The sequence below is a fragment of the Ramlibacter pinisoli genome, from assembly GCF_009758015.1.
GTDB lineage: Bacteria > Pseudomonadota > Gammaproteobacteria > Burkholderiales > Burkholderiaceae_C > Ramlibacter > Ramlibacter pinisoli.
The window spans coordinates 1,424,790-1,446,028 of sequence record NZ_WSEL01000009.1 but is presented as its reverse complement, the minus strand read 5'-3'; the positions used below and the strand labels follow the sequence as shown (position 1 = coordinate 1,446,028).

The window sequence follows — 21,239 nt, the reverse complement described above, 5'->3', positions numbered from 1 at the left end:
GTCAGGCGCGGGCGGCGTTGATGGCGGCGAAGAGCGGCGCGGTCGACGTGAACTGCCTGGCAAAGTCGGCCCAGAGGCGGGCCTCCATCTCCTTGCGCACCGCCGCCCGGTCGGCGGCCGACATCGGAAAGAAGGTCATGCCCTTCTTCTTCAGGTCCTCGATCGCGGCCGTGGCCTTGTCGGCGGCGATCACGCGCTGCTGCCCGGTGCTCTCGGCCACCGCCTTCATGAAGCCCGCGCGCAGCGGCGCCGGGATCTTGTCCAGGCTGCGGCGGCCGATCACCACCACCATCGGGCTGAACAGATGCTCGGTTTGCCAGCAGGACTTCGTGACCTCGTTCAGCTTGCTGGCGAGCACCGTGCCGGCATCGTGCTCGAAGCCATCCACCACGCCGGTCTGCGCCGACATGTAGAGCTCGCCGAAGGGGATGGGCGTGGGGATGGCGCCCATGATCTTGAAGGTCTCGATGAAGGCAGGCGTGGGCAGCACGCGCAGCTTCACGCCCTTGATGTCCGCCAGCGACTTGATGGGCTGCTTGGTGTAGACGTTGCGCGGGCCGAAGTGGGAGGCCCAGGTGAGGATGGTGCAACCGGCGCGTTGCTGCAGCATGTCGTTGAGCGACTTGCCCACGCCGCCTTCGGCCACCTTGGCCATGTGCCCGTAGTTGTCGAACATGTAGCCGAGGTCCAGCATGCCGATCTCGGGCAGCACCGTGGCCCAGATCGAGGAGCCGGTCACCATCATGTCGATGGCGCCCACCTTGACCTGCTGCACCACGTCGCTCTCCTTGCCCAGCTGGTTGTTGGGGAAGTAATCCAGCCTGATGGCCTCGCCGACCTGGTTCCTGAGGTTGGCGGCCATGCGCTGGTACCAGACATAGTGCGCGGCGTTGTCGTCGGCGGTCATCGAGGAGGAGAAGCGCAGCGCGAGCGTGGCCTGGGCACGCGCTGCGAGCGGAACGCCGACGCAGGCGATGGACGAGGCGGTGGCCTGCAGGAAGCGGCGGCGGCGAATCGGCGTCATATCGGTGCTCCTCAAGAGGTGTACCGATTTACTGTACCGATTTAGTGTAACGATGCACAGACCATCAGATAAGGGATTTCCCTGTTCCCGTCGTCATGGCGGGCTCGACCGGCAATCCATCTTCCGATCGCCCTCCGGGGCGGCCTGGTTCCGGAGTTGGATGCCGGGTCGCGCCCGGCACGACGACTGTCGATGGCCAAGGCGGAACTCGGCAGCGCTCCCATGTCGCTGGGCGCCGCCGACTTGCCGGCCGGAACGCCCGATGTGCTGGCGCCGGTGATCCGCAAGCTGCGGCGGGGCGGGGTGCCTGCAGGCATTCAGATGCCCTGCAGTTCCCGCATCACGCCCGCCATGTGCATGCGGAAGTCGCTGCCGCGCACGATGCACATGAGGTGGAGGGCCATCCGCCCGATCCGGTAGTTCGCCATGGTCGTTCTCCTGTTGGTTTCATCCCGGTCCCCATCCCAGGGGACCGGTTCGCCAATGGGTTGCCGCCTGCGTGGAATCGGTTTGAATTCGTTTGCCGGCCAGCGCGTTTGGCCGTGGGCCGCGGCTCTGGCGCTCGAAGGCTGCGTCGTCGCCGCCGTGAACTGGGCTGTCAGCACGTGGCCCGCGCGCGTTCGTCGCGTGCCCGGATCGCGCGGTTGTAAATGTTGCCGCGCCCTCCATACTGCGAGACCGTGGCCCACGGGCGTGGACTGCGACCATCGTGTCCGGGGGAGCCATGGCCCACCGCTTCGCTTCGTCGCATCGCGCCACGCCGGCGCCGGTTCAGCAGCGTGCGGTGCGGGCGCGGCGCCGGCGCGTGGCCTGCGCCTGCGTGCTCGCCTCCAGCCTGGCGGCCTGCGGTGGCGGCGGCTTCGATCCCGTCACCCTGGACCTGGGCGGCGGGATCGCCATGACCGCCGACGGCGACATCGTCGTCGCCACCGATCGCGTGTTCTGAAAGGCTGCACCGTGAACCTCCAGCCCCTGCGCCGCATCGCGGCCCTGCTCCTGGCCGCACCGCTGCTGGCTGCCTGCAACGGAACGTCCGGCATCGATGGCGGGCCGACCGCAGTCGCCGTCAACCCCTATCCGGCGCCGGCCGAGACGCCGCTGTGGCGCTCGGGCGCCGACTGGTTGGCCGAGGTCGATCGCGCCAAGCCGTCCGGCCGTTAGCGCCCGCGACCGCGCGGCGGGCCACGGCATCGCTGCGCCGTCGCCGCGCCGCCGCCGTCGCGCTTGCCCGCGCCACCGGTCCTGGTCTATTATCGACCGAGCGGTCGGTGAATTTGACCGAGGAGGTGGCATGTACACGCAGGCGATGGACACCATGGGCAAGGACGAGGGGCGCAAGCCCCTGCAGTCGGCCGACGAGCTCAAGCTGCAGGAACGGTTCGACGCCCGCATCGATGGCGGCGAGTTCATCGAGGCCAAGGACTGGATGCCCGAGCACTACCGCAAGACGCTGGTGCGGCAGATCAGCCAGCACGCGCACTCGGAGATCGTGGGGATGCTGCCCGAGGGCAACTGGATCAGCCGCGCCCCCACGCTCAAGCGCAAGGCCATCCTGCTGGCCAAGGTGCAGGACGAGGGCGGGCACGGGCTGTACCTGTACTCGGCGGCCGAGACCCTGGGCACCTCGCGCGACCAGATGCTGCACGCGCTGCACACCGGCAAGGCCAAGTACAGCTCGATCTTCAACTACCCCACGCTGACCTGGGCCGACGTCGGCGTGATCGGCTGGCTGGTCGACGGCGCGGCCATCATGAACCAGGTGCCGATCTGCCGCTGTTCGTACGGCCCCTATGCGCGCGCCATGATCCGCATCTGCCGCGAGGAGAGCTTCCACCAGCGCCAGGGATTCGAGAGCCTGCTGACGATGATGGAGCGGGGCACCGCGGCGCAGAAGGCCATGGTGCAGGACGCGGTCGATCGCTGGTGGTGGCCTTCCATCATGATGTTCGGCCCGCCCGACGACCAGTCGCCCAACAGCGCGCAGTCGATGCGCTGGGGCATCAAGCGCGTGAGCAACGACGAGCTGCGCCAGCGCTTCATCGACGCCGCGGCCGAACAGGCCAAGGTGCTGGGCGTCACGCTGCCCGATCCCGAGCTGAAGTGGAACGAGGAGCGCCAGTCGCACGACTTCGGGACGATCGACTGGGACGAGTTCTGGAACGTGGTCAACGGCCATGGCCCGTGCAACAGGGAGCGCCTGGCCGCCCGGGTGAAGGCCTGGGACGAGGGCGCCTGGGTGCGCGAGGCGGCGCTGGCGTACGCGGCGAAGCAGGCAGCACCGCTGCAGGAGGCGGCATGAACACGTCGGACAAGAGCGCAACGCCCTCCAGCGGCGAATGGCCGCTGTGGGAAGTCTTCGTGCGCAGCAAGAGCGGCCTCGACCACAAGCACTGCGGCAGCCTGCACGCCGCCGACCCCAAGATGGCGATCCAGATGGCGCGCGACGTCTACACGCGCCGCCAGGAAGGCACCAGCGTGTGGGTGGTGCGCTCGGACCACATCGTCGCCAGCGACCCCGGCGACAAGGACATGTACTTCGACCCGGCCGAGGACAAGGTGTACCGCCACCCGACCTTCTACAAGTTGCCCGGCTCGGTCGACCACATGTAAAGAATTCGGCGGCAAGGCACTCTCTCAACCGCGCCAGCACCTGACCATGCAATCGATCGCGATCAAGAACGACCCGGCCGTCCAGTACCTGCTGCGCATCGGCGACACCGTGCTGGTGCTGGCGCAGCGGCTGGCCGAGTGGACCGGCCATGCGCCCGTGCTGGAGGAGGACATCGCCCTGGCCAACATGGCGCTCGACCTGGTCGGGCAGGCGCGCGCCGTGCTCACGCGCGCCGGTGAACTCGAGGGCGCCGGGCACGACGAGGACCAGCTCGCCTTCCTGCGCGACGAGCGCGACTACCGCAACGTCACGCTGGTCGAGCTGCCGCGTGGCGACTTCGCCGTGACGGTGCTGCGCAACGCCATGATGGCCACCTTCCTGCGCCTGCTGTGGGACGAGCTGCGCCACTCCAGCGACGCCGAGCTCGCCGCCATCGCCGGCAAGGCCCTGAAGGAGGCGCGCTACCACCAGCAGCACGCGGCCGACTGGGTCGTGCGGCTGGGGCAGGGCACGGACGAGTCCGCGCGCCGGATGGGCGCCGCGGTCGAGCTCTTGTGGCGCTACAGCGCCGAGCTGTTCGATTCCGACGCCGTCGAGGACCATGCCGCGCACACCGGCCTGGGGCCGCGCTGGAGCGAGCTGGTCGATGCCTGGGAAGCCGAGATGCATGCGCTGCTCGGCGAGGCCGGCGTCGACCTGCCCGCGGCCTCGACCTTCCGCTCCGGCGGCAAGCGCGGCGTGCACAGCGAGCACATGGGTTACCTGCTGGCCGACATGCAGTACCTGCAGCGCGCCTACCCGGGCGGCGTGTGGTGAGCGCCGTCCTCGCCAGCCGTGTCGAGCGCGCCTGGGCGGCGCTGGACGAGGTGCCCGATCCCGAGGTGCCGGCGCTGTCGGTGCGCGACCTGGGCATCGTGCGCGACGTGGTCGACCACGGCGCCGAGCTGGAGGTGGTGCTCACGCCCACCTACTCCGGCTGCCCGGCCACCGAGGTGATCGAGCGCGGCGTGCTGGACGCCCTGCATGCCCAGGGCCTGGGACCGGCGCGGGCCACCCTGCGCCGCGCGCCGGCCTGGACCACCGACTGGATCAGTGCCGAAGGCCGGCGCAAGCTGCACGAGTACGGCATCGCCCCGCCGGGGCCCGCCGACGCCGAGGGCTACCAGCCCGTCCGCATCGTGCGCCGCCAGCCCGCCATCGCCTGCCCGCGCTGCGGCAGTGCGCACACCGAACGCACCTCGGCGTTCGGCTCGACGGCCTGCAAGGCGCTGTACCGCTGCCTGGATTGCCTGGAGCCGTTCGAGTATTTCAAGCCGATCTGATTGCGGACTCCCGGTCGCAGCCGAGCACCATGACCACACCTCTCTTCCACCCCCTGACCGTCCGCCGCGTCACGCCCGACACGCCCGAGGCCGTGGTCGTCACGTTCGACGTGCCCGAGTCGCTGCAGCCGGTGTTCGGCTTCACCCAGGGCCAGTACCTCACCCTGCGCAAGGACATCGACGGGCAGGACCTGCGGCGCTCGTATTCCATCTGCGCCGGCGTGGACGAGGGCGAGCTGCGGGTCGGCGTGCGCAAGGTGCGCGGGGGCGTGTTCTCCAACTGGATCAACGAGTCGCTCAAGCCCGGCGACACCATCCACGTGATGGCCCCGCAGGGGCGCTTCTTCGTGCCGCTGGAGGCCGGCGCGCGGCGCCACCACCTGGGCATCGCGGGCGGCAGCGGCATCACGCCCATCCTGTCGATCATGAAGACGGTGCTGGCGCGCGAGCCGGGCAGCCGCTTCACCCTGGTGTACGGCAACCGCAGCCTGCGCTCCACCATGTTCAAGGAGGAGCTGGAGGACCTGAAGGACCGCCACATGACGCGGCTGGTGCTGCACCACGTGTTCTCCGACGAGCACGCCGACACGCCGCTCAACATGGGCGTGATGGACCGCGACAAGCTGGGCGTGTTCCTGCGCACCGTGGTGCCGGCCGCCTCGATCGACCACGCCTACGTCTGCGGCCCGTTCCAGATGAACGACGAGGCCGAGGCCGCGCTGCTGGCCGCCGGCGTGCCGGAGGACCGCATCCACATCGAGCGCTTCGGCGTGCCGCAGCAGGCCGCCGGCGCGGTCGGCGCGGTGATGCACGAGGCGCGGCCCGGCGACGCCGAGGTGGCCAAGGTGGTCATCGTGCGCGACGGCCTGCAGCGCGAGATCACCTTCACCAAGGACCAGCCCAGCATCCTCGACTGCGCGTCGGCCGCGGGGCTGGAAGTGCCGTTCTCCTGCACCTCGGGCGTCTGCGGCACCTGCCGCGCCAAGCTGGTCGAGGGCCAGGTCCGCATGGAGCGCAACTTCGCGCTCGACAGGAACGAGGTCGCCGCCGGCTTCGTCCTCACCTGCCAGGCCCACCCGGTCACCGAGCGGGTGGTGCTGTCGTTCGACGAGCGCTAGATGGGCCGGGGACGCCACGCCGGCTACGACGACCAGCGCGAGACCATCCTCGCGCGGGCGGCGCACCTGTTCGCGCTGCGCGGCTACGCGGCCACCTCGATGAACGAGGTGGCCGAGGCCTGCGGCCTGTCCAAGGCCACGCTGTACCACTACTACCGCGACAAGGACGCGCTGCTGTTCTCCATCGCCGACTCGCACGTCGAGCGCCTGCAGCGCATCGTGGCCCAGGCCATCGCCGAGGCGCAGGAGCCCGGCGCCCGCCTGCGCGCGCTGGTGCGGCGCTTCGTCGCCGAGTACGCCGACGCGCAGGATGCGCACTGGGTGCTGACCGGCGAGGTGCGCTTCCTGGACGCCGCCGACCGCGAGCGCATCCTGGACCGCCAGCGCGAGGTGGTGGCCGCCTTCGCCGACGTGGTCGGCGCGCTGCGCCCCGACCTGAAGCAGGCCGCGCTGGACAAGCCGCTCACCATGCTGCTGTTCGGCATGGTCAACTGGATGTTCACCTGGATGAAGCCGGACGGCGCGCTCGACCATGACGCCATGGCGCCCATCGTGGCCGACCTGTTCCTGGGCGGGCTGGGTGCCGTGCGCGTGCCCGAGCTTCCCGCCGCGGCCCCGCGCCGGACGATGAAGGAGACACCCGCATGACCACCCCCATCCTCCAGAGCTACATCGCCGGCCGCTGGGTCGGCCGGGAGGCGGCGCAGCCGCTGCGCAGCGCCGTGAACGGCAGGCCGGTGGCCAGCACGCACGCCGACAAGCTCGACTTCGCCGAGGCGGTGCAGCACGCGCGCCGGGTCGGCGTGCCCAACCTGCTGCGGCTCGACTTCCAGCAGCGCGCCGAGCGCCTGAAGGCCCTGGCCAAGTTCCTCGGCGAACGCAAGGAGGAGCTGTACGCGATCTCGGCCCACACCGGTGCGACGCGTGCCGACGGCTGGATCGACATCGAGGGCGGCACCGGCACGCTGTTCGCTTATGCCGGCGTGGGCACCAACGAGCTGCCCTCGGGCAACCTGCTGCACGAGGGGCCGGCGGTCCCGCTGGGCAAGAAGAACAGCTTCGCCGGCACCCACATCCTGGTGCCGCGCGGCGGGCTGGCGGTGCACATCAACGCCTTCAACTTCCCGGTCTGGGGCCTGCTGGAGAAATTCGCGCCCAGCTTCCTGGCCGGCGTGCCCTGCATCGGCAAGCCGGCCACGTCGACCAGCTACCTCACCGAGGCGGCGGTGCGCCTGATGGTGGCGTCGGGCCTGCTGCCCGAGGGCAGCCTGCAGCTGGTGATCGGCGGCACCGGCGACCTGCTCGACCGCCTGGACGGCGCCGACGTGGTCACCTTCACCGGCTCGGCTGACACGGCCGCGAAGCTGCGCGTGCATCCGAACCTGGTGCGGCACGCGATCCCGTTCAATGCCGAGGCCGACTCGCTCAACATGGCGGTGCTCGCGCCCGACGTGGAGCCGACCGACGAGGAGTTCGACCTGTTCGTCAAGGAGGTCGCGCGCGAGATGACCGTCAAGGCCGGGCAGAAGTGCACGGCCATCCGGCGCGCCATCGTCCCGCGCCGGCACGTCGACGAGGTCGCGGCGCGGCTGAAGGCGCGGCTGGCCAGGGTGGTGGCCGGCGACCCGGCGCTGGAGGAGGTGCGCATGGGCGCGCTGGCCTCGCAGGACCAGAAGCGCGACGTGGCCGAGCGCGTGCAGGCGCTGCTGGCGTGCGCCGAGCTCGTGCACGGCGAGCGCGACGGCTTCGCGCCGCGCGGCGACGGCGTGGCCGAAGGCGCGTTCTTCGCGCCCACGCTGCTGCTCGCCCGCAACCCGCTGGGCGACGACGCGGTGCACGACATCGAGGCCTTCGGCCCGGTCAGCACGCTGATGGCCTACGACGACCTCGAGCAGGCACTGGTGCTGGCCGCCAAGGGCAAGGGCAGCCTGGTCGGCACGCTGGTCACCCGGGACCCGCAGGTCGCCGCGCGCTTCGTGCCGGCCGCCGCGGCGACCCACGGCCGGCTGCTGGTGCTCGACCGCGAAGCCGCCGCCGAGTCCACCGGCCACGGTTCGCCGCTGCCGCTGCTCAAGCACGGCGGCCCGGGGCGCGCCGGCGGCGGCGAGGAGCTGGGCGGCCTGCGCGCCGTCAAGCACTACCTGCAGCGCGCCGCCGTGCAGGGCTCGCCGACCATGCTGGCGGCGGTCACCGGCGAGCACGTGCGCGGCGCCAGGGTGCGCGAGAGCGAGGTGCACCCGTTCCGCCGCCACTTCGAGGACCTGGCGGTCGGCGACTCGCTGCTGACGCACCGGCGCACGGTCACCGAGGCGGACATCGTGGCCTTCGGCGGCATCTCGGGCGACTACTTCTACATGCACTTCGACGAGGTGGCCGCCAAGGACAGCCCGTTCGGCCAGCGCATCGCGCACGGCTACTTCGTGCTGTCGGCGGCGGCCGGCCTGTTCGTCTCGCCGGCGCCGGGACCGGTGCTGGCCAACTACGGCCTGGACACGCTGCGCTTCGTCAAGCCGGTGGGCATCGGCGACACCATCCGGGCGCGCCTGACGGCCAAGCGCAAGATCGACCGCAACCGCAAGGACGCCAGGGGCGTCGGCCAGGGCGTGGTGGCCTGGGACGTCGAGGTCACCAACCAGCACGGCGAGCTGGTGGCCAGCTACGACATCCTGACGCTGGTGGCCAAGCGGGCCTGAACGGCGCGGGCGCGGGCGGCTCAGCCCAGTGCGCGCCGCATCGCCTGCGTGCCCAGGGCCATCATGGCGTCGATGGCCGGCGCCAGCGCGTCCGGCAGCAGGTCGACGGTCCACACCAGCAGGCTGCCGCCGCCGGGTGCGTCCTGCACCTGCACCGCGGCGTTGTAGTGCGTGGTGCGGCCGTCGATGGCGGTGTAGACCAGGCGCCGTGCGGCGTCGTCGCAGGTCACCAGGCGCTCGCGCAGCTGCAGGCCGTTGGCGAAGGTCAGGCGGCGCACCGCCCCCTCGTCCTCCGGCGCGCTGGCGGTCACGAAGCCGGGCACCAGGCGCGTCGGCAGGGCGCCGAAGTCGCGCACCGCATCCCAGGCGGCGGCGGGTGCGGCGGCGACGGCGATCTCGTGGCGAAGGCTGGCCATGGTCATCTCCTTGGGGTGGTGGCGGGATCGGCGCCGGCCTGGGCCTGTTCGGCCTCCGACTGCAGCCAGCGCATGAAGTCGAGCGCGTGCGGGTTGCGCGCGGCCCGCGGCGCGGGGGTGAGGAAGTAGCCGCGGCGCGAGGCGGCCGGGGTGCGGAACGGCGCCACCAGCTGCTTGCGCCGCACCAGGTCGGCCAGCAGCGGCAGCCGGCCGATCACCACCCCCTGCCCGGCGACGGCGGCGGCCACCGCCTCGGTGTAGTGGGTGAACCGCATGGTGTGGGCCATGCGCACGTCGCGCAAGCCCATCAGCTGGAACCACGGCTCCCAGTCGACGGTGAGCGGGGCGCCGGTCATGTCGATGGTCAGCAGCGTCTGCTCGACCAGGTCGGCCGGGGAGCGCAGCGGCCGCGACCGGTCGCGCAGCAACGAGGGAGCGCACATGGGCTGCACTTCCTCCTCGAACAGGCGCGGACCGCGGCCCTGCTCGATCGGCACGAAACGCACGGCGAAGTCGACGTCGCTGCGCTCGAGGTCGACGATGGCCAGCGAGGCCGAGATGCGCACGTCGACGGCGGGGAAAGCGGCCGTGAACCGCGGCAGGCGCGGGATGAGCCAGAACGAGGCGAAGCCCGGCGTGCAGGTGATCGCCACCTGGCTGGGCGCCGCGCTGCCGCGCACCCGCGCGGCGGCGTCGCGCAGGCGCTCCAGGCTGTCGTCGACGGCCCGCTGCATCACCCGCCCGGCCTCGGTCAGCACCAGCGCCCGGTGGCGGCGCTCGAACAGCGGCGTGCCGAGGGAGGCCTCCAGCTGCTGGATCTGGCGACTGATGGCCGGCTGCGACAGGGCCAGCTCGGTGCCCGCCCGGGTGAAGCTCAGGTGGCGGGCGGCGGCCTCGAACGCCTGCAGCAGGTCCAGCCGCAGCTGCCGCGAGCGCGGCAGGGTGGCTTCGGCCGTGGACGTGTTCGCATGTGTTGGTTGCATGTGAGGCATGCGAAACCGCGATTGGATGCTAGAGGGAGCACTCAGTATAGTCATTCGCATTCTGCATGCGAGGTGCCCCATGACCGCCACCGTGACCGCGACTCCCGCCCGTATTGCCATGTCCCGCTCGACCCTGCTCGAGGTGCCGCAGCGCTCCGGCGCCCGCGTGGCGTCCGGTGCCGGGACGCTGTGGCTGACCCTGGACGACGACCTGCGCGACATCGTGCTGGCGGCCGGGGAGTCGTTCGAGGTGCCGCCCGGTCGCCGGGCCCTGGTCTACGCGCTGGACGACGCCGTGCTGGAACTGGCGACCGACGTGGCCGAAGTGGCCCGACCGTCGCCGCCGCGCCGGCGCGGCTGGCTGGCCGGCTTCACCCCACGGCCGGCCTGACGCCGGCGCCTGGGCTTGCAGGCGGCGCCGGCGGCCCGCTTGCGCCGCGCGCCTACAGCCGGGCCATCGCCGCCTGGGTAGCGTGCCACCATGCGGCCCCGTTCCTGCACCCTCGACCGCCCGGAGCCCGCATGAGCTTCGGTGCCCTGTTCACCCTGCGCCCGCGCGCGCGCAAGGCGCGGCCCGAATCGGCGGACGATCCGTTCCCGCCCACCGCCGGCTGGAACGAGCGTCGCGCACCGGCGCCCCCGGACCCCGATCCCGCCACACCGCGCCGGCGCGCCGGTGACCGCCCGCCGCGCGGCGCTGGTCCGCGATGAACGCGTCCGTCACTTCCGACCTGGCCCTCACCGATGCGCTGATCGCCATGGGGCGGCGATTGCTGGGCGCCGGGTACGCCTTCACGACCGTGACGCCGGCCACCCAGGCGCGCGTGAACGCGCGGCCCGAGGCCCAGCTTGCCCACACCCTGCGCGACGTGTTCGGCTGGAGCCGTCCGTTCGCGCCCGGCCTGCTGCCGGAGGAGGCCATGGTGCTGCTGCGGTCGGCCCGGCTGCTGGCCGAGGAGCCGGGCGGCCTGCTGCGCAGCCGGGTGCGGTACGCCACCCTCGCCGGCGGCCTGTACGCGCATTCGGGCTACCCGACCACCGACCCCGACGCCGTGTTCTTCGGCCCCGACACCGTGCGCTTCGCCGACCTGGTGCTGGCCGAGCTGCAGCGCGAACCGCTGCGCCACGGCGCCCGCATCCTCGACCTGGGCTGCGGCGCGGGGCCGGGCGGGCTGGTGGCCGCGCAGGCCTGCGACGGGCTGCAGCCGCGCCTGGTGCTGGCCGACATCAATCCGCGCGCCCTGCGCTTCGCGGCCGCCAACGCGGCGCTGGCCGGCCGCACCCGGGTGGCCTTCGCGCTGGGCGACCTGTTCCAGGCGGTGCAGGGCGACTTCGACCTGGTGGTGGCGAACCCGCCGTACCTGAACGATGCCGCGCAGCGCACCTACCGGCACGGCGGCGGCGACTGGGGCGTCGGTCTGTCCGAACGCATCGTGCGTGAAGGCCTGCCGCGGCTGGCGCCGGGCGGCCGCCTGGTGCTCTACACCGGCGCCGCGATCGTCGGCGGCCGCGACCCGCTGCTCGAATCGCTGCGCCCGACGCTGGACCTGCGCGGCTGGCCGTGGCGCTACCGCGAGATCGACCCCGACGTGTTCGGCGAGGAACTGCTCGAGCCCGCCTACGCCCGCGCCGAGCGCATCGCCGCCGTCGCGCTGGTGGTGCGGAGGCCGGCGTGAGGGTGCTGGGCATCGGCGAGTCGAACGACCTGGCCGCGATCCACCACTCGCCGGCGAGGGCGCGTCAGGCCGCCATGGCCTGCTTCAGCACCCGCGCGTAGTTGCCGCCGCAGATGCCTTCCAGCATCGCCTCGGGCAGGCCGCGTTGCACCAGCAGGTTCACCACCTCGCGCAGGTCGGCGTAGGTGGCCAGCACCGGGTCGGGCCCGGCGCCATCGAGGTCGGTGCCGAAGCCCACGGCCTGCGGTCCCACGATGTCGGCCATGCGCACGATCTCGTCGGCGTAGGCGCGGATGCTGTAGATCGGGTAGCTGCTGTCGCGCCGCGCCCGCACCGACCACAGGCCGATCACGCCGCCGCGGGCGGCGATCTTGCGCGCCTGCTGCGGCGCCAGCGATCGGGCGATGTAGCCCCAGTCCTGCCAGCGTCCGCCCGCCGCGCGGATCCACGAATGCGACCACACGACGCGCGCCTGGCTGGCCTCGAGCGCCTGGTCGACGAAGTCCGGCGTGCTGTGCGCCAGGTCGACCAGGATGCCGAGCTTGCGGCAGCCCTCGATCACCTCCCGCGCCACGGCGGGCATGCCGTTGTGGCGGGGCGCGGTGGTCTGCAGGTCGCCCAGCGGCGAGGCGATGTAGTGGACCAGCTGCAGGTGGCGCAGTCCCATCGCGTGCGCCTGCGCCAGCCGCCCCGGGTCGCCCTCGAGGAAGTTGGCCGACTCGCTGGCCATCACCACGTGCGGCGTGCCCGCCATGGCGGCATCCACGTCCGCCGGCGTCAGCGCCTTGGGCAGGCCCCAGCGCAGCAGCCGCGCGTCCAGCACCCTGGACTCGCGCAGGAACCAGTTCCACAGGTCACCCGGCCGCGGCTCGCCGACCTGGGCGATGCCGGCCCCGGTGCTGCGGATCCACGGCTGGTCGTCCACCAGTGCCCAGGCCACCAGGCCGGTGCCGGTGGCCTCCATCTGCTCGCGCAGCCGGACGTCCGGCACCGGCTTGAGCAAGCCCAGGTGCGAATGCATGTCGGCGATGCGCGGCCGCGGCGCCGGCGCTTGCGCACGGCCGGGCAGGCTGCTGCCGAACAGCGCGGCCCCGGCGAGCAGGGCGAAGCGGCGGCGGTCGAGCAGCTGGGTCATGGCCGCCTCGGCCCGATCAGTGCACGGGTTCCATGCCCTTGGCCTGGAGCAGCCCGGCCAGACCCGGTCCGCGCAGCGTGTCGAGCAGCTGCCGCGCCGCCGCCGGGTCCCTGGCCTGCGCGCCGATGGCGCCGGCATACACGGTGTAGTTCTGGATCTCGGCCGGCAGCGGCCCGACCAGCACGGCGCCGGGCACCGCCAGGATTTCGCTGATCTGGTGCACGGCCACCTCGGCCTGGCCATTCATCACGCGCTCGGCGACCAGCCCGCCCGGCACCAGCACCGCCTTGGCCTTCACCTGGGGCGCGATGCCCCACTGCTCGAACAGTTGCGCGAGGTAGATGCCGCTGGAGCCGCCAGCCGCCGGATCGATCATCGCGACCGACCGGGCCTGCAGCAGCAGGCGGCGGAAGTCGTCGACGCTGGCCAGCGGCGGCACCGGCGTGCCGGGCTTGACGGCCACGCCGATGCCCACCCGTGCCAGCGGTGGCGGCGCCTCTTCGGCCAGCTTGCCGGCCTGGCGCAGCGGCTGCAGCGAGGCCGGGCTGGAGACCACCAGGTCGAATGCCTCGCCGGCCGTGATGCGACGCTGCAGCGCGCCGGCGGTGTCGTTGTCGATCAGCAGCCGGTGGCCGGTGCGCCGCTCGAACTCGGGCTGGGCAGCCACCAGCACCTGCTTGAAGGCGCCGGCGGTCAGCACCCGGAGGTCGGCCGCCCAGGCGGGCGCAGCCGTGGCCGCCAGGGCTGCCAGGACGGTGAGGGCGAGGCGTCGGATCATGGGGCGTGATTGTGCGGGCGCGACCTGTTGGATGACCCGCTGCCAACGGATCCGGGGTTTCCCTGACTCAGGGGACCGACTGCGCGCCAACGATGCGGACGCGCGACACACGGGAGGGTCCATAGCACAGCATCCCCGGTCAGAGGGCGACTGGTTGGTCGTTATCGGAATCGTCCTACATGTTGTCACGACTCGCGGGCCGACACTAGGCGGCCACCGCCAAGCTCGGCAGTCTGGCTCATCCGTGGCATGCCCTTGTCGGGCCGCGGTTTTGTCCAGTTCGCTCACGGCCGAGCCAGAACAACGACGTCGCCCATGGACCAGCCCATCCGGACCACTTCCCGCAAACGAGCCGCCAAGGTGGTTCCCACCGCCGCCCTCGCCAAGACCGAATCCCGCTCCGCCATCCGCACCCGCGAAGCCGAGATGGAGGCGCAATCCCGCCAGATCCTGGCCGCCCTGATGGCCTTCGCCGGCGGTGACTTCACCGCCCGGCTGCCGGTGGTCTGGACCGGGACCGACGCCCGCATCGCGGAAGCCTTCAACCAGTGCATCGGCAACGCCGAGCGGCTGACGACGGAAGCGGCGCGGCTGAGCACGACGGTCGGCCGCGAGGGCCGGCTGAGCCAGCGCATCGCCACCCCCGGCGCCCTGGGCGGGTGGGCCGAGCAGGTCGATTCGCTCAACACCCTGATCGACGACCTGGTGCGGCCGACCACGGACATCGCCCGCACCATCGGCGCCGTCGCCAAGGGTGACCTGGGCCAGTCGATGGACCTGCAGGTCGACGGCCGCCCGCTCAAGGGCGAATTCCTGCGCTCGGCCAAGCTCGTCAACACCATGATCGAGCAGCTGTCGGTGTTCACCAGCGAGGTGACCCGGGTGGCCCGCGAGGTGGGCACGGAAGGCAAGCTGGGCGGGCAGGCCCAGGTCAAGGGCGTGTCGGGCGTGTGGAAGGACCTCACGGACTCGGTCAACCAGATGGCCGGCAACCTGACGGCGCAGGTGCGCAACATCGCCGAGGTGACCATCGCCGTGGCCAACGGCGACCTGTCCAAGAAGATCACGGTGGACGTGCGCGGCGAGATCCTGCAGCTCAAGGAAGCCACCAACACCATGGTGGACCAGCTGCGCTCGTTCGCCTCCGAGGTGACGCGGGTGGCGCGCGAGGTGGGCACCGACGGCCGCCTGGGTGGCCAGGCGGTGGTGCCGGGCGTGGCCGGCACGTGGAAGGACCTGACCGACTCGGTCAACTCCATGGCCAACAACCTCACCTCGCAGGTGCGCAACATCGCGACGGTGACGACGGCGGTGGCGCGCGGCGACCTCTCGCGCAAGATCACGGTGGACGTCAAGGGCGAGATCCTGGAGCTCAAGGAGACCATCAACACCATGGTCGACCAGCTCAACGCGTTCGCCGGCGAGGTGACGCGGGTGGCGCGCGAGGTGGGCACCGAGGGCAAGCTGGGCGGCCAGGCCTTCGTGCCCGGCATCGGCGGCACCTGGAAGGACCTGACCGACTCGGTCAACTCGATGGCGTCCAACCTCACCGGCCAGGTGCGCAACATCGCCGACGTGGCCACGGCCATCGCGCGCGGCGACCTGTCGCGCAAGATCACGGTGGAGGTCAAGGGCGAGATCCTGCAGTTGAAGCAGACCATCAACACCATGGTCGACCAGCTCAACGCGTTCGCCGGCGAGGTGTCGCGGGTGGCGCGCGAGGTGGGCACGGAAGGCAAGCTGGGCGGCCAGGCGGCGGTGGAAGGCGTGGCCGGCACCTGGAAGGACCTGACGGACAACGTCAACTTCATGGCGTCCAACCTCACGGGCCAGGTGCGCAACATCGCCGAGGTGACCACCGCGGTGGCCAACGGCGACCTGTCCAAGAAGATCACGGTGGACGTGCGCGGCGAGGTCCTGGAGCTGAAGAACACGATCAACACCATGGTCGACCAGCTCAACGGCTTCGCCTCGGAAGTGACGCGGGTGGCGCGCGAGGTGGGAACGGAAGGCAAGCTGGGCGGCCAGGCCCAGGTGCCCGGCGTGGCCGGGACCTGGAAGGACCTGACCGACTCGGTGAACTTCATGGCGTCCAACCTCACCGGCCAGGTGCGCAACATCGCCGAGGTGACGACGGCCGTGGCGCGCGGCGACCTGTCCAAGAAGATCACGGTGGACGTGCGCGGCGAGATCCTGGAGCTGAAGAACACGATCAACACCATGGTCGACCAGCTCAACGCGTTCGCCGGCGAGGTGTCGCGGGTGGCGCGCGAGGTGGGCACCGAAGGCAAGCTGGGCGGCCAGGCCCAGGTGCTGGGCGTCGCGGGCACCTGGAAGGACCTGACCGACAACGTCAACTCGATGGCGTCCAACCTCACCGCCCAGGTGCGCAACATCGCCGACGTGGCCACCGCGGTGGCCAACGGCGACCTGTCCAAGAAGATCACGGTGGACGTCAAGGGCGAGATCCTGGAGCTGAAGAACACCCTGAACACCATGGTGGACCAGCTCAACGGCTTCGCCTCGGAAGTGACGCGGGTGGCGCGCGAGGTGGGCTCGGAGGGCAAGCTCGGTGGCCAGGCCCAGGTGCGTGGGGTGGCCGGCACCTGGAAGGACCTGACGGACAACGTCAACTCCATGGCCAACAACCTCACCGGCCAGGTGCGCAACATCGCCGAGGTGACCACGGCGGTGGCGCGCGGCGACCTGTCGCGCAAGATCACGGTGGAGGTCAAGGGCGAGATCCTGGAGCTGAAGAACACCATCAACGTGATGGTCGACCAGCTCAACGGCTTCGCCTCGGAAGTGACGCGGGTGGCGCGCGAGGTGGGCACGGAAGGCAAGCTGGGCGGCCAGGCCCAGGTGCCGGGCGTCGCCGGGACCTGGAAGGACCTGACGGACAACGTCAACTTCATGGCCTCCAACCTCACCGGGCAGGTGCGCAACATCGCCGACGTGGCCACCGCCATCGCGCGCGGTGACCTCTCGCGCAAGATCACGGTGGAGGTCAAGGGCGAGATCCTGGCGCTGAAGGAAACCATCAACACGATGGTCGACCAGCTCAACGGCTTCGCGTCGGAAGTGACGCGGGTGGCGCGCGAGGTCGGCACCGAGGGCCGGCTGGGCGGCCAGGCCCAGGTGCCCGGCGTGGCCGGGACCTGGAAGGACCTGACCGACAACGTCAACTCGATGGCCTCCAACCTCACCGGCCAGGTGCGCAACATCGCCGAGGTGACCATCGCGGTGGCCAACGGCGACCTGTCCAAGAAGATCACCGTGGACGTGCGCGGCGAGATCCTGGAGCTGAAGGAAACCATCAACACCATGGTGGACCAGCTGCGCTCCTTCGCCGCCGAGGTGTCGCGGGTGGCGCGCGAGGTGGGCACGGAGGGCAAGCTGGGCGGCCAGGCGGTGGTGCCGGGCGTGGCCGGCACCTGGAAGGACCTGACGGACAACGTCAACTCCATGGCCAACAACCTGACCGGCCAGGTGCGCAACATCGCCGACGTGGCCACCGCCATCGCCCGCGGCGACCTGGGCCGCAAGATCACGGTGGACGTCAAGGGCGAGATCCTGCAGCTGAAGGAGACCATCAACACCATGGTCGACCAGCTGTCGGCCTTCGCGTCGGAAGTGACGCGGGTGGCGCGCGAGGTGGGCTCCGAAGGCAAGCTGGGCGGCCAGGCGCAGGTGCCCGGCGTGGCCGGCACCTGGAAGGACCTGACCGACAACGTCAACTCGATGGCCTCCAACCTGACGGCCCAGGTGCGCAACATCGCCGAGGTGACCATCGCGGTGGCCAACGGCGACCTGTCCAAGAAGATCACGGTGGACGTGCGCGGCGAGATCCTGCAGCTGAAGGAAACCATCAACACCATGGTGGAACAGCTGCGCTCGTTCGCCTCCGAGGTGACGCGGGTGGCGCGCGAGGTGGGCACCGAAGGGCGCCTGGGCGTGCAGGCCGTGGTGCCGGGCGTGGCCGGCACCTGGAAGGACCTGACCGACTCGGTCAACACCATGGGCGCCAACCTCACCTCGCAGGTGCGCAACATCGCGGAGGTGACGACGGCCGTGGCGCGTGGTGACCTGAACCGCAAGATCACGGTGGACGTCAAGGGCGAGATCCTGGAGCTGAAGAACACCATCAACACCATGGTCGACCAGCTCAACGCGTTCGCCGGCGAGGTGACGCGGGTGGCGCGCGAGGTCGGCACCGAGGGCAAGTTGGGCGGCCAGGCCCAGGTGGCCGGCGTGGGCGGGACCTGGAAGGACCTGACCGACAACGTCAACTTCATGGCCTCCAACCTCACCGAGCAGGTGCGCGGCATCGTGAAGGTCGTCACGGCGGTGGCCAACGGCAACCTGTCGCAGCGGCTGACGGTGCAGGCCAAGGGCGAGGTGGCGGCGCTGGCCGACACCATCAACGGCATGACCGACACGCTGGCCACGTTCGCCGACCAGGTGACCAACGTGGCGCGCGAGGTCGGCGTGGAAGGCCGCCTCGGCGGCCAGGCCCACGTGCCCGGCGCGGCCGGCACCTGGAAGGACCTGACCGGCAACGTGAACCTGCTGGCGGCCAACCTCACCACCCAGGTGCGCGCCATCACCGAGGTGGCGACGGCGGTGACCAAGGGCGACCTGACGCGGTCGATCCAGGTGGAGGCGCGCGGCGAGGTGTCCGAGCTCAAGGACAACATCAACACGATGATCTCGAACCTGCGCGAGACCACCGAGTCGAACCGCGAGCAGGACTGGCTCAAGACCAACCTGGCGCGCTTCACCGGCATGTTGCAGGGCCAGCGCGAGCTCTCCACCGTGGGCAAGATGCTGCTGTCCGAGCTGGCGCCGCTGGTCCATGCGCACCAGGGCAGCATCTACCACAACAGCCAGCTCGACGACGACAGCAACCAGCTGGTGCTGCTGTCCAGCTACGCGCAGACCGGCACGCTCTCGCTGCCCGGCCGGCTGTCGCTCGGCGAGGGACTGGTGGGCCAGTGCGCGGTGGAGAACCGCCGCATCCTGCTGCAGGACGTGCCGGCCGAGTTCGTCACCATCAGCTCCAGCCTGGGGCAGGCGCGCCAGGTCAGCGTGGTGGTCCTGCCGGTGCTGTTCGAGAACCAGACCAAGGCGGTCATCGAGCTGGCTTCGCTGCACCCGTTCACGGCCATCAACCTGAACTTCCTCGACCAGCTGGCGCTGGGCATCGGCGCGGTGTTCAACACCATCGAGGCGACCATGCGCACCGAGGGCCTGCTCACGCAGTCGCAGCAGCTCACCGTGGAACTGCAGGCGCGCCAGATCGAGCTGCAGCAGACCAACGAGGAGCTGGGCACCAAGGCCCGCCTGCTGGCGCAGCAGAACGAGGAGGTCGAGCGCAAGAACACCGAGGTCGAGCAGGCGCGCCGGGCGCTGGAGGAGAAGGCGTCCGAGCTGGCGCTCACCTCCAAGTACAAGTCGGAGTTCCTGGCCAACATGTCGCACGAGCTGCGCACGCCGCTCAACTCCATCCTGATCCTGAGCCAGCAGCTGGCCGAGAACTCCGCCCGCAACCTGCTGCCCAAGCAGATCGAGTACTCGCGCAACATCAACTCCTCGGGCAGCGACCTGCTGAACCTGATCAACGACATCCTGGACCTGTCCAAGATCGAGTCGGGCACGGTGACGGTGGACGTCGAGGAGATCGCGTTCTCCGGGCTGCGCGACAGCATCGACCGCAACTTCCGCCACGTCGCCGAGGCCAAGAACCTGCCGCTGCGCATCCACTTCGCCGACGACCTGCCGCGGTCGATGGACAGCGACCCCAAGCGCCTGCAGCAGATCCTGAAGAACCTGCTGTCCAACGCCGTGAAGTTCACCTCCACCGGCCACGTGGAAGTGCGCGCCGGGCTGGTCACCGGCGGCTGGTCGCCCGACCACCCGGTGCTGCGGCTGGCCAAGCACGTGGTCGCCTTCTCGGTCGAGGACACCGGCATCGGCGTGCCGGCCGACAAGCAGCGCCTGATCTTCGAGGCCTTCCAGCAGGCCGATGCGGGCACCTCGCGCAAGTACGGCGGCACCGGCCTGGGGCTGGCCATCAGCCGCGAACTGGCCATCCTGCTGGGTGGCGAGATCCGGCTGCAGAGCGTGCACGGGCGCGGCAGCACCTTCACGCTCTACCTGCCGCTGCACTACGGCGGGCCGGACTCGAGCACCGTGATGCGCTCCGTGCCGGCGCCGGCGCCCACCAGCCTGCCGATGCTGGTGATGCCGGTGTCGCACGAGGAGCAGATCCCCGACGACCGCGACGCCATCGAGCCCGGCGACGCCGTGCTGCTGGTGGTCGAGGACGACCCGCACTACGCGCGCATCCTGCTCGGGCTGGCGCGCGACAAGGGCTTCAAGGGCCTGGTGGCCAACAAGGGCGCCGTGGCGCTGGCGCTGGCGCGCCAGTTCCGGCCCTCGGCCATCTCGCTGGACATCTTCCTGCCCGACATGCTGGGCTGGACGGTGCTCAACCAGCTCAAGCTCGACCCGGCGCTGCGCCACATCCCGGTGCAGATCACCAGCGTGGAGCGCGAGCGCCAGCACGGCCTGTCGCATGGCGCCTTCGCCTATGTCGTCAAGGAGGCCACGACCGACAACCTCGAGCTGTCGATGCACCGGCTCAAGGAGTTCACCAAGCCGCGCGCCAAGCGGCTGCTGGTGGTGGAGGACAACGAGATCGAGCGCGAAGCCGTCATCGCCCTCCTGGGGCATGACGACATCGAGATCGCGACGGCCGGCCGCGGCGACGAGGCGCTGGCGCTGCTGAACACGCAGCCCTTCGATTGCGTGGTGCTCGACCTGCGCCTGCCCGACATGACCGGCTTCGAGCTGCTGGAGAAGCTGCACGCCGAACCGGCCCTGGCCGAGGTGCCGGTGGTGGTGTTCACCGGCAAGGACCTGAGCCAGAAGGAGGAGGACCGCCTCAACCTGCTGGCCAAGAGCATCGTGCTGAAGGACGTGCGCTCGCCCGAGCGGCTGCTGGACGAGACGGCACTGTTCCTGCACCGGGTGGTGACCGAGCTGCCGGCCGAGAAGCAGGCCATGCTGGACCGGCTGCACAACTCGTCGGAGGTGCTGCGCGGGCGCAAGGTGCTGGTGGTCGACGACGACGCGCGCAACATCTTCGCGCTGACCTCGGTGCTGGAGAACCACGAGGTCGACGTGCTGAGCGCGACCAACGGCCGCCAGGCCATCGAGATCATCCAGAGCACCCCGGACCTCTCGATGGTGCTGATGGACATCATGATGCCGGAGATGGACGGCTATGAGACCATGCGCGAGATCCGCAAGGAGCCCGCCTACCGCACCCTGCCCATCCTGGCACTGACGGCCAAGGCCATGCGCGGCGACCGGGAGAAATGCCTGGAAGCCGGGGCGAGCGACTACATCGCCAAGCCCGTGAACACCAACCAGCTGCTCTCGCTCATGCGGGTGTGGCTGTACCGCTGAGACAGCAACA

At 70.8% G+C, this 21,239-nt stretch carries 18 protein-coding genes; 13 read left to right on the top strand and 5 right to left on the bottom strand.

The genetic code is table 11. The annotated features are described in order from the left end of the window. Position 1: 1 nt before the first annotated feature. Positions 2-1,024, bottom strand: coding sequence for a TRAP transporter substrate-binding protein (locus GON04_RS21290; RefSeq protein ID WP_157399994.1), 1,023 nt, complete (start codon positions 1,022-1,024; stop codon positions 2-4). A 724-nt stretch (positions 1,025-1,748) separates the two neighbouring features. Between GON04_RS21290 and GON04_RS21285 the strand changes: the two genes are divergently transcribed. The 9 genes from GON04_RS21285 (at position 1,749) to paaZ (ending at position 8,768) form a co-directional block, all read left to right on the top strand. Continuing rightward, entirely contained in the window at positions 1,749-1,970 is a 222-nt protein-coding gene (locus GON04_RS21285) for a hypothetical protein (protein ID WP_157399993.1), read from the top strand. Between the two features lie 11 nt (positions 1,971-1,981). Beyond that, entirely contained in the window at positions 1,982-2,185 is a 204-nt protein-coding gene (locus tag GON04_RS21280) for a hypothetical protein (RefSeq protein WP_157399992.1), read from the top strand. 130 nt (positions 2,186-2,315) lie between these two features. Next, the gene (paaA, locus tag GON04_RS21275) at positions 2,316-3,323 is read left to right on the top strand and encodes a 1,2-phenylacetyl-CoA epoxidase subunit PaaA (protein WP_157399991.1); all 1,008 of its coding nucleotides are present in this window, start codon (positions 2,316-2,318) and stop codon (positions 3,321-3,323) included. After that, positions 3,320-3,634 carry a 1,2-phenylacetyl-CoA epoxidase subunit PaaB gene (gene paaB / locus GON04_RS21270; RefSeq protein ID WP_157399990.1) on the top strand — a complete coding sequence of 105 codons (315 nt, stop codon included), beginning with the start codon at positions 3,320-3,322 and terminating at the stop codon, positions 3,632-3,634. The genes paaA and paaB overlap by 4 nt, the downstream gene beginning before the upstream one ends. A gap of 46 nt (positions 3,635-3,680) precedes the next feature. Then, positions 3,681-4,451, top strand: a complete 771-nt coding sequence (gene paaC, locus GON04_RS21265) for a 1,2-phenylacetyl-CoA epoxidase subunit PaaC (RefSeq protein WP_157399989.1) — start codon at positions 3,681-3,683, stop codon at positions 4,449-4,451. Continuing rightward, positions 4,448-4,957, top strand: a complete 510-nt coding sequence (paaD, locus tag GON04_RS21260; RefSeq protein ID WP_338051030.1) for a 1,2-phenylacetyl-CoA epoxidase subunit PaaD — start codon at positions 4,448-4,450, stop codon at positions 4,955-4,957. The genes paaC and paaD overlap by 4 nt, the downstream gene beginning before the upstream one ends. Before the next feature lie 29 nt (positions 4,958-4,986). Continuing rightward, on the top strand, positions 4,987-6,075 hold the full coding sequence (paaE, locus tag GON04_RS21255; RefSeq protein WP_157399988.1) for a 1,2-phenylacetyl-CoA epoxidase subunit PaaE: 1,089 nt from the start codon (positions 4,987-4,989) through the stop codon (positions 6,073-6,075). Beyond that, positions 6,076-6,723: a TetR/AcrR family transcriptional regulator gene (locus tag GON04_RS21250; RefSeq protein ID WP_157399987.1), complete on the top strand. Its 648-nt coding sequence runs from the start codon at positions 6,076-6,078 to the stop codon at positions 6,721-6,723. Beyond that, entirely contained in the window at positions 6,720-8,768 is a 2,049-nt protein-coding gene (gene paaZ, locus GON04_RS21245; RefSeq protein WP_157399986.1) for a phenylacetic acid degradation bifunctional protein PaaZ, read from the top strand. Before GON04_RS21250 ends, paaZ begins: the two co-directional genes overlap by 4 nt. A gap of 20 nt (positions 8,769-8,788) precedes the next feature. Here the strand turns inward: paaZ and GON04_RS21240 are convergent, their stop codons facing one another. Further along, entirely contained in the window at positions 8,789-9,184 is a 396-nt protein-coding gene (locus tag GON04_RS21240) for an SRPBCC family protein (RefSeq protein WP_157399985.1), read from the bottom strand. Positions 9,185-9,186: 2 nt separating this feature from the next. Further along, positions 9,187-10,167: a LysR substrate-binding domain-containing protein gene (locus GON04_RS21235; protein ID WP_157399984.1), complete on the bottom strand. Its 981-nt coding sequence runs from the start codon at positions 10,165-10,167 to the stop codon at positions 9,187-9,189. A 118-nt stretch (positions 10,168-10,285) separates the two neighbouring features. Here GON04_RS21235 and GON04_RS21230 point away from each other — a divergent pair, with 118 nt between their 5' ends. From GON04_RS21230 to GON04_RS21220, 3 genes are all read left to right on the top strand, one after another. Further along, complete coding sequence (locus GON04_RS21230) at positions 10,286-10,558, top strand: DUF2917 domain-containing protein (protein WP_157399983.1); 273 nt, start codon at positions 10,286-10,288, stop codon at positions 10,556-10,558. A gap of 131 nt (positions 10,559-10,689) precedes the next feature. Further along, a complete protein-coding gene (locus GON04_RS21225) occupies positions 10,690-10,878 on the top strand; it encodes a hypothetical protein (RefSeq protein WP_157399982.1) in 189 nt (62 codons plus the stop codon). Then, positions 10,875-11,843: a methyltransferase gene (locus GON04_RS21220; protein ID WP_157399981.1), complete on the top strand. Its 969-nt coding sequence runs from the start codon at positions 10,875-10,877 to the stop codon at positions 11,841-11,843. The genes GON04_RS21225 and GON04_RS21220 overlap by 4 nt, the downstream gene beginning before the upstream one ends. A gap of 64 nt (positions 11,844-11,907) precedes the next feature. Here the strand turns inward: GON04_RS21220 and GON04_RS21215 are convergent, their stop codons facing one another. Both GON04_RS21215 and GON04_RS21210 read right to left on the bottom strand, forming a co-directional pair. Further along, entirely contained in the window at positions 11,908-12,978 is a 1,071-nt protein-coding gene (locus tag GON04_RS21215; protein WP_157399980.1) for a dipeptidase, read from the bottom strand. 16 nt (positions 12,979-12,994) lie between these two features. After that, on the bottom strand, positions 12,995-13,756 hold the full coding sequence (locus tag GON04_RS21210; protein ID WP_157399979.1) for a molybdate ABC transporter substrate-binding protein: 762 nt from the start codon (positions 13,754-13,756) through the stop codon (positions 12,995-12,997). 315 nt (positions 13,757-14,071) lie between these two features. Between GON04_RS21210 and GON04_RS21205 the strand changes: the two genes are divergently transcribed. Next, positions 14,072-21,229, top strand: coding sequence for a HAMP domain-containing protein (locus GON04_RS21205; protein ID WP_157399978.1), 7,158 nt, complete (start codon positions 14,072-14,074; stop codon positions 21,227-21,229). Positions 21,230-21,239: the final 10 nt, after the last annotated feature.

What these genes read in the sequence shown, in the direction of transcription:
- GON04_RS21290 (WP_157399994.1), bottom strand. Translation starts at nt 1,024, where the DNA reads ATGACGCCGATTCGCCGCCGCCGCTTCCTGCAGGCCACCGCCTCGTCC.
- paaE (WP_157399988.1), top strand. Translation starts at nt 4,987, where the DNA reads ATGACCACACCTCTCTTCCACCCCCTGACCGTCCGCCGCGTCACGCCC.
- GON04_RS21250 (WP_157399987.1), top strand. Translation starts at nt 6,076, where the DNA reads ATGGGCCGGGGACGCCACGCCGGCTACGACGACCAGCGCGAGACCATC.
- GON04_RS21205 (WP_157399978.1), top strand. Translation starts at nt 14,072, where the DNA reads ATGGACCAGCCCATCCGGACCACTTCCCGCAAACGAGCCGCCAAGGTG.
- GON04_RS21225 (WP_157399982.1), top strand. Translation starts at nt 10,690, where the DNA reads ATGAGCTTCGGTGCCCTGTTCACCCTGCGCCCGCGCGCGCGCAAGGCG.
- paaB (WP_157399990.1), top strand. Translation starts at nt 3,320, where the DNA reads ATGAACACGTCGGACAAGAGCGCAACGCCCTCCAGCGGCGAATGGCCG.
- GON04_RS21285 (WP_157399993.1), top strand. Translation starts at nt 1,749, where the DNA reads ATGGCCCACCGCTTCGCTTCGTCGCATCGCGCCACGCCGGCGCCGGTT.
- GON04_RS21210 (WP_157399979.1), bottom strand. Translation starts at nt 13,756, where the DNA reads ATGATCCGACGCCTCGCCCTCACCGTCCTGGCAGCCCTGGCGGCCACG.
- paaC (WP_157399989.1), top strand. Translation starts at nt 3,681, where the DNA reads ATGCAATCGATCGCGATCAAGAACGACCCGGCCGTCCAGTACCTGCTG.
- GON04_RS21220 (WP_157399981.1), top strand. Translation starts at nt 10,875, where the DNA reads ATGAACGCGTCCGTCACTTCCGACCTGGCCCTCACCGATGCGCTGATC.
- paaA (WP_157399991.1), top strand. Translation starts at nt 2,316, where the DNA reads ATGTACACGCAGGCGATGGACACCATGGGCAAGGACGAGGGGCGCAAG.
- GON04_RS21215 (WP_157399980.1), bottom strand. Translation starts at nt 12,978, where the DNA reads ATGACCCAGCTGCTCGACCGCCGCCGCTTCGCCCTGCTCGCCGGGGCC.
- paaZ (WP_157399986.1), top strand. Translation starts at nt 6,720, where the DNA reads ATGACCACCCCCATCCTCCAGAGCTACATCGCCGGCCGCTGGGTCGGC.
- GON04_RS21235 (WP_157399984.1), bottom strand. Translation starts at nt 10,167, where the DNA reads ATGCAACCAACACATGCGAACACGTCCACGGCCGAAGCCACCCTGCCG.
- GON04_RS21240 (WP_157399985.1), bottom strand. Translation starts at nt 9,184, where the DNA reads ATGGCCAGCCTTCGCCACGAGATCGCCGTCGCCGCCGCACCCGCCGCC.
- GON04_RS21230 (WP_157399983.1), top strand. Translation starts at nt 10,286, where the DNA reads ATGTCCCGCTCGACCCTGCTCGAGGTGCCGCAGCGCTCCGGCGCCCGC.